The sequence below is a fragment of the Dietzia massiliensis genome (assembly GCF_018390595.1).
GTDB classification, from domain to species: domain Bacteria; phylum Actinomycetota; class Actinomycetes; order Mycobacteriales; family Mycobacteriaceae; genus Dietzia; species Dietzia massiliensis.
Map to the genome: position 1 here is coordinate 66,240 of NZ_JAHBAV010000009.1, position 13,713 is coordinate 79,952.

Here is a 13,713-nt window from a genome sequence, read left to right on the forward strand (position 1 = left end):
TGAGCCAGCGGGTGATGGTGCCCTCGGTGACGGACTCGCCGAGCTCGGGCATGGTCACGTCGGTGCCCGTGCCGCCGCCGGAGCCGCCGGAGGACTTCTTGGGAGCCGGCTCCTCGGCGGGCTCGTCGTCCTCGTCCGAGGCCTCCTCGGCCTGATCGGAATCGGCGGCGTCGTCTGCATCGTCGTCAGCGGCGTCGTCGGCGGAATCATCAGATCCGCCGGAGCCGTCGTCGATGATCGCGAGTTCGCCGCCGATCTCGACCGTCTCGTCCTCGTCGGCGACGATCTTTTTGAGCGTGCCGGCGGCGGGCGACGGGATCTCGGTGTCGACCTTGTCGGTGGAGACCTCGAGCAATGGCTCGTCGACCTCGACCGTGTCCCCCTCCTTCTTGAGCCAGCGGGTGACGGTCCCTTCGCTGACGGATTCACCGAGAGCCGGCATCTGTACGGAGAAGGCCATGGTGTCGTGACTCCTCGAGAGGTCTAGAGGCGCTGCTCCCCGGCGCGGTCAGCGCCCGCTGTGAGCGGCGTCGTGTGTGGGTCTGCTGTCTGTTCGTCGATAGCGCCTCGGACGGACCCGCTGTGGCGACCCGACCGGACGATCGCCGTCCATTGTGCCCTCTGCCACTGGGCGGTGTCGTCGGACGCCCCGATCCGACCCGAGCCGGTCGCCGAATCCCCCCGCCGGGCGGCGCGATCCGCGCTGCTCGTGATGGGTACGATCGAACCGGCGTGACCGGCCCCACCCCGGACGGGGGGCCGGCGGGAGGAGGCCGACCGTGGGGATCCGCGACCTGTTCGGACGTCGTCGGCGGGGGATCGCCGCCGACCCGGCCGACCTCGACCACCTCCGCCGGTGGTGCCGCACGCGGGTGGGCGTCGAGGCCTACCTCGAGCCGGAGACCCTCGTCTCCGTGCCGGGCCTGTGCCTGGTGGCGTTCGACGGCGAGTGGACCCGCCGCCCGGTCGGTGACGTCGCCACCGCCCGCAGGCTGGCCGCGCGGTTGAAGCTGCCGCTCTTCGACGCCTCGATCCAGGGCTACCCGCAACGCATGCGCGACTACGAGCAGGTCCGCATCACCCGCGAGAAGCGCGAACGCGCCCGCCGGCTGCGCGAACAGATGCGCGAGGCCGACGGGCGCTGACCGGATCCGGCGCGGCGGGGCGGTCAGCCCGCCGCGGCGATGTCCTCGAGCGCGGCGAGCATCGTACGGACCGGCACGCCGGTGCCGCCCTTGGGCAGGTAGCCCTCGGGGCCGCCGTCGTTGTAGGCGGGGCCGGCGACGTCGATGTGCGCCCACTCCACGCCCTCGCCGACGAACTCGCGCAGGAACAGTCCGGCCGACAGCATGCCGCCCCAGCGGTTCGGGGTGACGTTGGTCAGATCCGCCACCTCGGAATCCAGACCGTCGCGCAGTTCCTCGGGCAGCGGCATGGGCCAGCCGCCCTCACCCACCTCGCGGCTGAGCTCGGCGACCCGGTCACGGAACCCGTCGGTGCCCATGACGCCCGGGGTCTTCTTGCCCAGCGCCACCATCTGCGCGCCGGTGAGCGTGGCGGTGTCGATGAGGTGGGACGGCGAGTCCTCGCAGGCGCGGACGATCGCGTCGGCCAGGATGAGCCGCCCCTCGGCGTCGGTGTTCTGCACCTCGACGGTCGTGCCCCCGTACATGGTGAGCACGTCGCCCGGCCGGTAGGCGGTGGCCGACGGCATGTTCTCGGCCATCGGCACGGTCGCCACCACGGTGAGGTCCAGGCCCAGGCGCGCGGCGAGGATGACGGTCGCGACCACGGCCGCCGCACCGCCCATGTCCATCGTCATCTGCTCCATGCCCGCGGCCGGCTTGATGGAGATGCCGCCGGTGTCAAAGGTGACGCCCTTGCCCACCAGTGCCACGGTCGGACGCCCCTCGGCGCCCCGGTGGGTCAGCCGCACCAGGCGCGGGCCACGCGACGAACCGCCGCCCACGGCGAGGATGCCGCCGTAACCGCCCTCGGCCAACGCGGCCTCGTCGAGCACCTCGACCTCGAGCCCGGCGTCGCGCCCCAACTCGGCGGCACGATCGGCGAACGAACCGGGGAACAGCAGGTTGGGCGGGGTGTTGACCAGATCGCGCGCGAGGCCCACGCACTCGGCGATCGTGGCGGCCCGGGCCACGGCGTCCGCGCCCCCCTCGGCGACGAACACCCTGACAGAATCGGACTTCTCGTCGTCGTCACCCCCGTCGGATCCGGTGACCTTCGCCGGCCGGAACGATCCCAGGCCCGCGCCCAGGGCCACCGGCTCGGCGCGCTCGGCGTCGAGCAGTACCAGCGCCGACCCCAGACCGCGGCAGGCGCGCGCGGCGGCGCCGGCCGCGCGGCGCAGCGTCTCGTCGGACACCTCGTCGTCCGAGGCGCCCAGGCCGACCAACACGACCGACGCGCCGGGCACGCCCTCCGGCGCCGGCACGCGGGTCGTGGACCCGACCTTCGTGGACGCGCCGACCGCGTGCGCGACCTCGGCCACCGCGTCGGTCACCGCCGCCTCGAGACCGGGGGCGACGACGACGGGGACCCCGTCACCCGAGCCGGCGGGCGCGGCGATGCCGATCACCACGACATCGGACTCCGCGGGTGCGGTCACCGCCTCGATCGGGGCGATGTCCGGGGTGTGGCTGAGGATCGACTGCGCGGTCGGCATAGGAGCGCTCCTGGTGGTCGGCGGGATGAGGTCGGTCAGGTCCGGTGCCCGGACGCCCGCGGTGGGACCGTCACGGCGAGGGCACCATAGTCTATCGACTACCGTGGAACGGAAGCCGTGACCGGAGAGCGCGAGGAGTGGCCACATGACAGACACGGGGGACCTCTACGAGGGGCCGCTGCACTCCCGCCACGCGGAGGCCGGGGCCACCTTCGCGCCCTTCGGTGGCTGGTCGATGCCCGTGCAGTACACCGGCACCGTCGCCGAGCACACCGCCACCCGCACGACGGTGGGGCTGTTCGACGTCAGTCACCTGGGTAAGGCCCTCGTCTCCGGTCCGGGTGCCGCGGAGTTCGTCAACTCCTGCTTCACCAATGACCTCGACCGCATCTCCGCCGGCAGTGCGCAGTACACGCTCTGCTGCGACGAGTCCGGGGGAGTGGTCGACGACCTCATCGCCTACCGCGTCTCCGACTCCGAGATCTTCCTCATCCCCAACGCCGCCAACACCGCCGAGGTCGTCCGGCGGCTGCAGGCCGCGGCGGCCGAGCGCGCGCCGGAAATCACCGTCACCGACGAGCACCGCTCCCGCGCCGTGATCGCCGTCCAGGGCCCGCTCGCCGGAGAGGTCCTCACCGCCGTCGGCCTGCCCACGGACCTCGACTACATGGCGTTCGTCGACGCCGACTTCGGCGGCCGGTCCGTGAGGATCTGCCGTACCGGCTACACCGGTGAGTACGGCTTCGAGGTGCTACCCGCGTGGGACGAGACCCGAGAGGTGTGGGACGCGCTGGCCGAGCAGGTCCTGGCCCGCGAGGGTGCGCTGTGCGGTCTCGGCGCGCGCGACTCCTTACGCACCGAGGCCGGCTACCCGCTCCACGGCAACGAGCTGTCCGTGGACCTCAGCCCCCTCGAGGCGCGCTGCGCCTGGGCCATCGGGTGGGACAAGCCGTCCTTCTGGGGCCGCGAGGAGCTGCTGCGGCAGAAGGAGGCCGGCCCGGCCCGACGCATGTACGCCCTCCAGGTCACCGGCCGCGGCGTCCTGCGCGCCGGCCAGACCGTGCGCGCCGACGGCCGCGACGTGGGTGTCACCAGCTCGGGCACGTTCTCGCCCACGCTCAAGACGGGGATCGCGCTGGCGTTCATCGACCTGGACGCCGGGCTCAAGAAGGGCGACGAGGTCATCGTGGACGTCCGCGGACGAGAGGTACCGTGCCGCCTCGCGGTACCCCCGCTCGTCGAGATCCGCACCCGCTGACCCCGCCCTTTCCGCCCCCGCACTCCAGGAACGAGACCCGCCATGTCCGACACGACCGACTTCGACATCCGCCCGTCCGCCTCGCCCAGGACCGCCGACGAGCGCGCCGCCATCCTCGCCGACCCCGGCTTCGGCAAGCACTTCACCGACCACATGGTCACCATCCCGTACGCTGGCGGTGCCTGGGGGACGCCGGTCGTCGAGGCGTACGCGCCCCTGTCGATCGACCCGTCCGCCGTGGTCCTGCACTACGCACAGACGATCTTCGAGGGCCTCAAGGCCTACCGCCAGGCCGACGACTCCATCGCCTCCTTCCGGCCCGAGCAGAACGCCGTCCGCTTCAACCGCTCCGCGCGGCGCCTGGCCATGCCGCAGCTGCCGGAGGAGCTGTTCATGGAGTCGCTGCGCCAGATCGTGTCGATCGACCGCGACTGGGTGCCCGCCGCCGGCGGTGAGGAGGCGCTCTACCTGCGACCGTTCATGATCGCCACCGAGACCGGACTCGGCGTGCGGCCGGCTGACGAGTACCTCTACTCGGTCATCGCCTCCCCGGCCGGTGCGTACTTCTCCCGCGGGGTCGCCCCCGTGAGCGTCTGGCTGAGCACCGAGTACGTCCGTGCCAGCCCGGGTGGCACCGGCGCCGCCAAGTTCGGCGGCAACTACGCCGCCTCGCTGGCCGCCCAGGAGCAGGCCGCCGCCAAGGGCTGCGATCAGGTGGTCTGGCTCGATGCCATCGAGCGGAAGTACGTCGAGGAGATGGGCGGGATGAACCTGTTCTTCGTCCTGGGCGCCGGCGACTCGGCCGAGATCGTCACCCCCGAACTGTCCGGTTCCCTGCTGCCCGGCGTCACCCGCGACAGCCTCCTGCAGCTGGCCCGGCACCTCGGCTACCGCGTCACCGAGCGCAAGGTCTCCGTGGACGAGTGGGAGTCCGGCGTCGCCTCCGGCGAGATCTCCGAGGTGTTCGCCTGCGGCACCGCCGCCGTCATCACCCCCGTCGGCTCGGTCCAGCACGCCGGCGGCGGCTACACGGTCGGCGACGGCGGCCCGGGCGCGATCACCATGCGGCTGCGCGAGACCCTCACCGGCATCCAGCGGGGTTCGGTCGAGGATCCGTTCGGCTGGATGACGCGCCTGGCCTGAGCCGGGCCGTGTGACCCCCGGCGCCGTCAGCCCCCGGCTCCGTCACGCGAGGAGCACCGCCGCGACGAGAGCCGCGGCGGTGCCGACCTCGATGACCGCGCCGAGGACGTCGCCGTTGACGCCACCGAACCGAAGGACGACGTGGCGGCCGAAACCCGCCGTGGCCGCGTAGGTGAGGAGGCCCGCCGCCGCGCCGACCACCGGCGCCCACCAGCGGTCGGCGGGCCACCCACCGTCGGCCGGCCCGGCTCCGGCCAGTCCCGCGCCGGCGACCGCGCACAGCACCGCGGTCATCGCCACGGCGACGCGCGACTGCGAGCCCGCCACCATCGCGCCGAAGCCCGTCGTCGAGGCCGCGGGAACCCCGCGGCGCAGCAGCACCACGGGCAGGCAGCGGGACAGGACGAACGCCGCGACGGGGGCCAGCCACGCCCCCGAGTCGACCAGCGCGCCGAGCGCGGCGACCTCCGCGAGCAGGACGAGGACCAGCACGGCTGCCCCCATCGGCCCCACCGAGCCCGAGCGCATGATCTCGAGCGCACGGTCCGGGCCGGCGTACGACCCGAGCCCGTCGGCGGTGTCGGCCAGGGCGTCGACGTGCATGCCGCGGGTGAGCGCCAGGACGGCCCCCACGCCGACAACCCCGGAGAGCAGCGCGCCGGCCCCGAGGGCGTGAGCGCCGTGGGCGAGGGCGGTGGCCGTGGCGCCGCAGACCAGTCCCACGGCGGGGAGCGCCGTCATGGCGCGTCCGGCCGCGGTCGCGTCGGGGACGCCGCCGCGGTCGACGGGGAGGACCGTCATCCACGACAGCGAGAGGCGGACCGCGTCGATCACGAGCCGTCAGTCCCGGCCGCTGACCCCGGCGTCGGCGAAGGTCGCCATCTCCGTGAGGATCGCGACGGCGTTGTGGACGACCGGTAGGGCGGCGACGGCGCCGCTGCCCTCACCCAGTCGCATCGCGTGCTCGAGGATCGGGTCGAGTGACAGGTAGGTCAGCGCCGCCGAGTGGGCGGGTTCGGCACTGCGGTGCCCGGCCGCCCACCACTGACGGCACCCGGGAGCCAGCGCCTCGGCCATGAGGGCGGCCGAGGTGACCACCGAGCCGTCGAGCAGGCACGGCGTCCGGCGGATCGCCGCCTGGGCGAGGAACCCGGCCATCGCCGCGAGATCGGCACCGCCGACCTTCCGCAGCATCGCCACGGGGTCGCGGAGGTCGCCGGACGCGCGGTACATGGCGTCGCGGATGGCGGCGGTCTTACGCATCCATCCCTCGTCGTCGACGCCGGTACCGCGCCCCACGAGCTCGACGGGCTCGTGGCCGGTGACCAGGCACGTGAGGACGGTAGCCGGGGTGGTGTTGCCGATGCCCAGGTCACCCGCGATGAGCAGGTCCGCCCCGGAGTCGACCTCCTCGTCGGCGATGCGGCGGCCGGCAGCGATCGCGGCCCGCACCTCCTCGGGGCTCAGCGCGTCCTCCCGGTCGATGGATCCACTGGAGCGGCGGACCTTGTGGTCGTCGAGACCCCCGGGGCGCTCCGTGGACATCGCCATGTCGGCCACCCGGACCGTCGCGCCGGCGGTGCGGGCGAGGACGGACACGGCCGCGCCCCCGGCGACGATGTTGTCGGCCATCTGCAGGGTGACCTCCCGCGGGAACGCCGAGACCCCGTGCTCGGCGACACCGTGGTCACCGGCGAACACCACGACGCGAGCCCGCTCGAGCGGGCGCGGCGGACACGTGCCCTGGCACGAGGCGATCCAGACGCCCAGCTCCTCGAGGCGTCCGAGGGACGCCGCGGGCTTGGTCAGCGTGAGGTGGCGACCGCGGGCCTCCTCGGCGACCGCGTGGGACGGCGGGTGGACCGGCGGGAAGACGACCGGGTCGTCGTAGTGCGCGACGTCGGAGCGTCCGGGGAAGTCCTGCGAGGCTCCGGTGTGCGCGTCGGTGGGCGTGCTGGCGGGAGGCTCGGCCGGGGTGTCGGCGGGCGCGGTCGTCGCCGCGGCCGTAACGACGGGCGTGGTGGCGGCGGGGGTCGGGCGCGCGTCGTCGAGGGGTAGCGCACGCCCGGCGACGACGAGGACCGCCGAGTCGCACACTTGCGCCAGTCGCCGGTTGAGCGAGCCGATCACGTCGGCGAACACCCGGCCGGAGAGGGTGTCCGGGACCACGCCGAGGCCGACCTCGGGGGAGACCAACACGACCGGGCCGGGGTGCTCGGCGACCGCGGCGACGAGCGCGTCCGTCTCGTCGGCGACCGCGGACCCCCCGTCGGTCCACCCGAGAGTGGCGTCCATGCGTCGGGTGAGCCAGCCCCCGAGGTCGTCGACGAGGACGGTCGAGTCCGGGTGCTCGGCGAGGACGCGGGTGACCTCGTCGGTCTCCTCGGTGACCCACTCGTCCGGCCTGCGGTCGCGGTGCGCGGCGATGCGGGCGGTCATCTCCGCGTCGTCGGGGTCGCGACGGGCGGTGGCGACGTACACGACGTCGGTACCGGTAGCGGCGGCCACGGACTCGGCGTGGGCGGATTTACCCGAGCGGGTGCCACCGAGGACGAGCAGGCGCATGGGTCAGACCCTTCCGGGGAGCAGCGGGGCGGGATCAGATGGCGTCGCCCGGGCGGACCCGGGGACGCGGGGTGCGCAGCATCCGCGGCTGGGTCGCGCGCATGACCGCGTACCAGCCCATGCCGAAACCGGTGTCGTCGGTGTCGGGGAACCGCTCGCGGACCGCCTTGTTCACGGTTCGGCCGAGGAGCACGCCGTCGATCACGACGACCGCGATGAGGACGAGGAACAGCGTCTGACTGAACGCCAGCAGCTCCGGGTTGGGAATGAGTTGGAAGACGATGACGAACAGCGCCAGTGGCATGAACCAGTTGATGAGTCGGCGGTGGGTGTCCACCCAGTCGCGGGCGAAGCGCCGGACCTCGCCGCGGTCGCGGGAGAGGACGTAGCGGTCGTCGCCCTCCATCATGAGCTGGCGGCGTTCCTCGCGGGCGGCGCGCTCCTCGGCCTTCGCGGCGCGGCGCTCCTCCTTGGTCATGGAGGCCTGCGCTGCCTTGCGGCGCTCCTTCGCCTCCTTGCGGGTGAGCGGAGCGGTGACCGGCCCCTGGCGCATCCCGCGGGCGCGCTCCTGGTCGCGGCGGCGGGGCGTGGGCTTGCCCTTGCCCGCGGGACGCCGCGGGTCGACGGCGGGCTCGGGCGTCGACTCCGTCGCCGCCTCGGGGGCGGGGGAGTCCTTGCCGGTCTCGTCGTCTCTGGAGCCGAATGCGCGCAACTTCACGCACTCAAGGCTAGGCGATCCCCGGTTGTGCCGGACATTCACCCGTACGAGGTGGCAGGCGTATCGTGTGGAGGGGAACGGGAGCCGGGGAATAGAGGACTCCCCGGTGGACGTTGGAACCTGCATACGTCCCCGAAGCCCTCTCGGATCGCAAGGAGAACCGATATGACCACTGCGGAGAACACCGCCACCGGCGTACTGCTCACCGAGGCCGCCGCCGCCAAGGCCAAGGCCCTGCTCGATCAGGAGGGTCGTGACGACCTCTCCCTGCGCATCGCCGTCCAGCCCGGCGGCTGCGCGGGCCTGCGCTACCAGCTCTTCTTCGACGACCGTTCGCTCGACGGCGACGTGGTGGACGACTTCGGTGGCGTCAAGCTCGCCGTCGACCGCATGAGCGTCCCGTACCTCATGGGTGCCTCGATCGACTTCGTCGACACCATCGAGAAGCAGGGCTTCACGATCGACAACCCCCAGGCCACCGGTTCGTGCGCCTGCGGCGACTCGTTCAACTGACCCCTCGGTCGCGCTGACCGCCTGACGACCCGGACCGATCACGCATCGGTCCGGGTCGTCTACTGTCTGGGGCATGCCCGTCGTCATCACAGGTTCCATCGCCACCGACCACCTCATGACCTTCTCGGGTCGCTTCTCCGAGCAGCTCCTGCCGGACCAGCTCGCGCACGTATCGCTGAGCTTCCTGGTGGATTCGCTACAGATCCGGCGCGGCGGCGTCGGTGGCAACATCGCCTTCGCGCTCGGCGTGCTCGGTCGTCAGCCCCATCTGGTGGGCGCGGCGGGCGAGGACTTCGCCGACTACCGCGACTGGCTCGAGCGGCACGGCGTCGACTGCTCGGCGGTCCACATCAGCTCTGCCCTGCACACCGCCCGGTTCGTGTGCACCACCGACTCGGAGATGGCGCAGCTCGCGTCTTTCTACCCCGGCGCGATGGGGGAGGCCGCAACCATCTCGTTGGCCCGCCTGGTGGAGCGGATCGGCCGCCCCGAGATCGTCCTCATCGGCGCCAACGACCCGACCGCGATGAACTCCCACACGGCGGAGTGCCGCGAGCTGGGCCTGGATTTCGCCGCTGATCCCTCCCAGCAGCTCGCGTTCCTCGACGGCGAGGCGGCCGCCGCCCTGGTGGACGGTGCGCGCTACCTGTTCACCAATGAGTACGAGTACGAGCTGCTGCTCAACAAGACCGGCTGGACGGCGGCCGAACTCGACGCCAGGGTCGGCACCCGCGTCACGACCCGCGGCGGCAAGGGCGTGGTGATCGTCGAGCAGGGCTCCGAGCCGATCGAGGTCGGGATCGTCCCGTCGGACAACCTGCTCGATCCGACGGGCGTGGGCGACGCGTTCCGCGCCGGCTTCCTCAGCGGTGTCCTCGACGGACTGTCGCTCGAGCGCTCGGCCCAGTTCGGTGCGCTCATCGCCACGCACGTCCTCGAGACCACCGGCACCCAGGAGTGGACCATCGACCCGGTGGCCGCGCGCCGCCGCCTCGCCGACACCTACGGCGACGAGGCGGCCGAGGAGATCTCCTCGCTCCTCCCGGCCTGACCCGCCGCCCGGTCCGCCGTGCCCGCCCCCGGGTTCAGAGGCGGACCGGGTACTCGCGCCGCTCGATGTCGGGGGTGATGCGCCCCTCCACGAAGATGCCGTGCCAGATCATGAAGCACAGCATGGTCCAGATCCGACGGCTGTGGTCGGAGTCGCCGCGACGGTGTTCGTCGAGCATGCGCATCACGGCGTCCTTGTTCACGTACTCGTCGGTGCCCGACGCCGCCACGTGCTCGCGCGCCCAGTCGTGCAGTTCCGGCCCGGCCAGCCAGTGGCGCGTGGGCACGGGGAAGCCGAGCTTGCGTCGGTGCAGCACATGCGCGGGCACGATCCGTTCGAGCGCCTTGCGCAGGGCGTACTTGGTGGTGCCGTGGGCGATCTTCTCGGTGTACGGCAGCCGCGAGGCGACCTCGTAGACCTCGCGGTCGAGGAACGGCACGCGCAGTTCGAGGGAATTGGCCATGGTGACCTTGTCCGCCTTGACGAGGATGTCGCCGCGCAGCCAGGTGAACAGGTCGAGGTGCTGCATGCGCGCGACGGGGTCCCAGCCGCGGGAGCGTTCGTAGATGGGCGCGGTGACGTCCTGGTGGCTCCACTCCGGGCGGTAGTCGCGCAGGACGGAGCGGACCTGCTCCTCGGAGAACGAGCGCGCGTTGCCGTAGTAGCGGTCCTCCAGCGTCATCGAGCCGCGGTGCAGGAGGCTCTTGCCCCGCGTGCCCTCGGGGATCAGCTCGCTGGCCCTGCCGAGCGCGCGACGTAGCGCGCCGGGGACCTTCTCGAACGGCGCGAGCGACAGCGGCTCCTTGTAGATGGTGTAGCCGCCGAACAGTTCGTCGGCGCCCTCGCCGGACAGCACGACCTTGACGTGCTTGCGGGCCTCACGGGCGACGAAGTACAGGGGCACCAGGGCGGGGTCGGCGACCGGTTCGTCGAGGTGCCAGATGATCTCGGGGATCGCGGCGGCGAACTCCTCGGGGGAGACGACCTTGACGATGTGCTCGACCCCGATGGCGGCCGCGGACTCGGCGGCGACGTCGATCTCCGAGTACCCCTCGCGCTCGAACCCGGTGGTGAACGTCAGGAGGTTCTCGTTGTGGCGCCGCGCCAGCGCGGCGATGGCGGTGGAGTCGATACCCCCGGACAGGAACGATCCGACGGTGACGTCGGCGCGCATGTGCTTCGCGACGGAGTCCTCGAGGGCCGCGGCGATCTCGTCGTAGCGGCGCTCGGCGTCGCCGTCGGCGACGGGCGCCACGGGGAAGGTGGGTTCGAAGTACCGCTCGATGACCGGCTCGCCGCCGGGAGTGAGGGTGGCGTGGCACCCGGACTCGAGGCGCCGGACGCCGCGGGTGAGGGTCTCGTCCTCCGGGACGTACTGGAGAGTGACGTAGTGCTGGAGGGCGCGGGTGTCGAGGGAGGTGTCGACGACGACGAGGTCGATCAGTTCGGTGATCGACTTCTTCTCGCTCGCGAACACGGTGCCCCCGGGGCCGGTCGCCATGTAGAGGGGCTTGATGCCGAAGGGGTCGCGGGCGACGAAGAGCGACCGCTCGACGGTGTCCCAGATGGCGAAGGCGAACATGCCGCGGAGCCGGCGGACCGCGGCGGGGCCCCAGTGGTGGAAGGCGACGATGATCGGTTCGCCGTCGCCCTCCGTCTCGAAGGTGGCGCCGAACTCGCGCCGCAGTTCGTCCCGCAGCTCGAGGTAGTTGTAGATCTCGCCGTTGAACACGAGCGCGTAGCGGTCGGGCTGCTCCGGCGGGCCCCAGCGGAGCGGCTGGTGTGAGTGCGAGATGTCGATGATCGACAGGCGGTTGAACCCGAAGGCCATGTCGCCGTCGACCCAGGTGCCGACCTCGTCGGGCCCGCGGTGGCGCTGGCACCCCATGGCGCCGAGCACGCGGGCCTCGTGGGTACGGGCGGAGCCGTCAGGGGTGATCAGACCGAGCAGGCCACACATTCGTCGGGTACCTCGTCCATCGTCGTCGTAGCGTCCGTGATGACCCGCCTGCGCGGGTCCGGACGCGTTCGAATACTACTGGTCCGTGGGTTCCCATCCGCCCCGGCGCGGGGCGTGGGGGCCTTACGGGTGAATTGCCGGACCCGCGGCTTTCATTCTGAGAGCCGTGGTCTACTCTTCTAAGGTGTCCCGGCCACGTGGCCGGTGCCGCTGATCAGGAAGGCGTGATGGTGGAACAGCGTGACGGGCGTCGTCGGACGCGCAGGGCGACTCTCGCGGTGGCTCTCGGTTCATTGGGCTTGCTGTTGTCCGGTTGTAGCCTCCACACCGACAACAAGTGGTGGAACCAGACGATCAATTTCGGATTCCCGACCGGTGTCACACCGGAGGGTGTCGCGATCCGCGAGTTCTGGACGGGCACCGTCATCACTTCGCTGATCGTCGGGTTCTTCGTGTGGGGCCTGATCTTCTGGTCGATGGCCGCCTACCGCAAGCGGAAGAACGACAACGGTGAGTTCCCGCGGCAGACGGCGTACAACGTGCCGCTGGAGCTGATCTACACGGCTGTGCCGTTCGTGATCATCTCCGTGCTCTTCTACTTCACCGTGGTCACGCAGAACAAGGTCCTCGACCTCCGTCCGGAGGAGGAGGTCGGCGTCAAGGTCGACGTCACCGCGTACCAGTGGAACTGGAAGTTCGGCTACAACAAGGTCGACGTGGCCGGTGCGAGCATCGAGGATGGCACCAACTACGAGGCGCAGCGTCAGGCCGAGGAGGCCGGTGTGCTGTCCGACGAGGCCCGCGAGGCGCTCGGGCACGAGGGTGAGCCCGCCGCCGGCGGCCCGATCCACGGCCGTCTCGCCGAGGACAAGTCGTACCTGCACTACAACAACATCGAGACCGTGGGCACCTCCGAGGAGGTCCCGGTCCTGGTGCTGCCGACCGACACCCGCATCGAGTTCCGGCTCGCGTCGGCGGACGTGATCCACTCGTTCTGGATCCCCGAGTTCATCTACAAGCTCGACGTCATGCCGCACCCCGGCAAGAACCAGCAGTTGAGCATGTTCCAGATCGAGGAGATCGAGCGCGAGGGTGCCTTCGTCGGCCGCTGTGCCGAGATGTGCGGCATCTACCACGCGATGATGAACTTCGAGCTGCGTGCGGTCTCCCCGGAGGCGTTCGCCGACTACATCGAATTCCGCCAGGCCAACCCGACCGCGACCAACGCGGAGGCGCTGGAGTCCATCGGGGAGGAGCCGTACTCGATCTCCACTGCACCGTTCAAGACCGGCCGCAGCGATACCCGCGACCAGAACAACACCATCGAGACCGCGTCAGCTAACTGACGGTTCTCCCGGTATCACGCGAAGGATTTCTGAACGATGAGCGCAACAGTACGAATCTTTGACGCACTGTTTATCTTCCTGGCCATCCTGGCCATCGCGTACGCGTACCTGACCGGTACGTCGCGGACGGGCGTCGAGTGGGTCGGTACCACGGCCCTCGTGCTCTCGGCCGGCCTGAGCCTGCTGATCGGTGGTTACCTCCGCTTCGTGGCGCGGCGCATCAGCACCCTGCCCGAGGACTACGAGGAGGCTGAGGTCTCCGACGGTGCCGGTGAGCTGGGCTTCTTCAGCCCGCACAGCTTCTGGCCGTTCCTGCTGGCCTTCTCGGTCTTCGTCATCGGCTACGGTGCGGCGTTCTGGAACTGGTGGGTGCTCATCGGTGGCGCCCTCGGCGTGATCTTCTGCGCCTCCGGTCTGGTGTTCGAGTACCACTGGGGTCGCGAGAAGCACTGACCTTCTGATCGTCTTCCGCCGGG

At 71.3% G+C, this 13,713-nt stretch carries 13 protein-coding genes; 7 read left to right on the plus strand and 6 right to left on the minus strand.

Going from position 1 to position 13,713, the window contains the following annotated elements; all coding sequences use genetic code 11:
• On the minus strand, positions 1 to 460 hold a 460-nt coding region (locus tag KHA85_RS04185), incomplete at its 3' end, for a biotin/lipoyl-containing protein (protein ID WP_306666413.1).
• 319 nt (positions 461 to 779) lie between these two features.
• Between KHA85_RS04185 and KHA85_RS04190 the strand changes: the two genes are divergently transcribed.
• Complete coding sequence (locus tag KHA85_RS04190; protein WP_007632918.1) at positions 780 to 1,145, plus strand: hypothetical protein; 366 nt, start codon at positions 780 to 782, stop codon at positions 1,143 to 1,145.
• Between the two features lie 23 nt (positions 1,146 to 1,168).
• Here KHA85_RS04190 and KHA85_RS04195 read toward each other — a convergent pair whose 3' ends face one another.
• Complete coding sequence (locus tag KHA85_RS04195; protein ID WP_213184886.1) at positions 1,169 to 2,683, minus strand: leucyl aminopeptidase; 1,515 nt, start codon at positions 2,681 to 2,683, stop codon at positions 1,169 to 1,171.
• Between the two features lie 145 nt (positions 2,684 to 2,828).
• Here KHA85_RS04195 and gcvT point away from each other — a divergent pair, with 145 nt between their 5' ends.
• Both gcvT and KHA85_RS04205 read left to right on the plus strand, forming a co-directional pair.
• Positions 2,829 to 3,941 (plus strand): glycine cleavage system aminomethyltransferase GcvT, encoded by a 1,113-nt coding sequence (gcvT, locus tag KHA85_RS04200; RefSeq protein WP_213184887.1) that lies wholly within the window; start codon positions 2,829 to 2,831, stop codon positions 3,939 to 3,941.
• 42 nt (positions 3,942 to 3,983) lie between these two features.
• Complete coding sequence (locus KHA85_RS04205; protein WP_213184888.1) at positions 3,984 to 5,084, plus strand: branched-chain amino acid aminotransferase; 1,101 nt, start codon at positions 3,984 to 3,986, stop codon at positions 5,082 to 5,084.
• Positions 5,085 to 5,126: 42 nt separating this feature from the next.
• Here the strand turns inward: KHA85_RS04205 and KHA85_RS04210 are convergent, their stop codons facing one another.
• The 3 genes from KHA85_RS04210 to KHA85_RS04220 are packed head-to-tail and all read right to left on the minus strand — an operon-like array spanning position 5,127 to position 8,367.
• Positions 5,127 to 5,918 carry an adenosylcobinamide-GDP ribazoletransferase gene (locus tag KHA85_RS04210; RefSeq protein ID WP_213184889.1) on the minus strand — a complete coding sequence of 264 codons (792 nt, stop codon included), beginning with the start codon at positions 5,916 to 5,918 and terminating at the stop codon, positions 5,127 to 5,129.
• Between the two features lie 6 nt (positions 5,919 to 5,924).
• Entirely contained in the window at positions 5,925 to 7,649 is a 1,725-nt protein-coding gene (cobT, locus tag KHA85_RS04215; protein WP_213184890.1) for a nicotinate-nucleotide--dimethylbenzimidazole phosphoribosyltransferase, read from the minus strand.
• A 34-nt stretch (positions 7,650 to 7,683) separates the two neighbouring features.
• Positions 7,684 to 8,367 carry a DUF3043 domain-containing protein gene (locus KHA85_RS04220; protein WP_131884841.1) on the minus strand — a complete coding sequence of 228 codons (684 nt, stop codon included), beginning with the start codon at positions 8,365 to 8,367 and terminating at the stop codon, positions 7,684 to 7,686.
• A 165-nt stretch (positions 8,368 to 8,532) separates the two neighbouring features.
• Between KHA85_RS04220 and KHA85_RS04225 the strand changes: the two genes are divergently transcribed.
• Both KHA85_RS04225 and KHA85_RS04230 read left to right on the plus strand, forming a co-directional pair.
• Positions 8,533 to 8,880 carry a HesB/IscA family protein gene (locus KHA85_RS04225; RefSeq protein ID WP_007632903.1) on the plus strand — a complete coding sequence of 116 codons (348 nt, stop codon included), beginning with the start codon at positions 8,533 to 8,535 and terminating at the stop codon, positions 8,878 to 8,880.
• A gap of 73 nt (positions 8,881 to 8,953) precedes the next feature.
• Positions 8,954 to 9,931 (plus strand): carbohydrate kinase family protein, encoded by a 978-nt coding sequence (locus KHA85_RS04230; RefSeq protein WP_070721006.1) that lies wholly within the window; start codon positions 8,954 to 8,956, stop codon positions 9,929 to 9,931.
• A 34-nt stretch (positions 9,932 to 9,965) separates the two neighbouring features.
• Here KHA85_RS04230 and asnB read toward each other — a convergent pair whose 3' ends face one another.
• Complete coding sequence (gene asnB, locus KHA85_RS04235; protein WP_007632900.1) at positions 9,966 to 11,891, minus strand: asparagine synthase (glutamine-hydrolyzing); 1,926 nt, start codon at positions 11,889 to 11,891, stop codon at positions 9,966 to 9,968.
• Positions 11,892 to 12,118: 227 nt separating this feature from the next.
• On the opposite strand from asnB, the gene ctaC reads away from it, so the two are divergent.
• Positions 12,119 to 13,237 carry an aa3-type cytochrome oxidase subunit II gene (gene ctaC / locus KHA85_RS04240; protein WP_175285292.1) on the plus strand — a complete coding sequence of 373 codons (1,119 nt, stop codon included), beginning with the start codon at positions 12,119 to 12,121 and terminating at the stop codon, positions 13,235 to 13,237.
• Positions 13,238 to 13,273: 36 nt separating this feature from the next.
• Positions 13,274 to 13,690 carry a cytochrome c oxidase subunit 4 gene (locus KHA85_RS04245; RefSeq protein ID WP_007632898.1) on the plus strand — a complete coding sequence of 139 codons (417 nt, stop codon included), beginning with the start codon at positions 13,274 to 13,276 and terminating at the stop codon, positions 13,688 to 13,690.
• Positions 13,691 to 13,713: the final 23 nt, after the last annotated feature.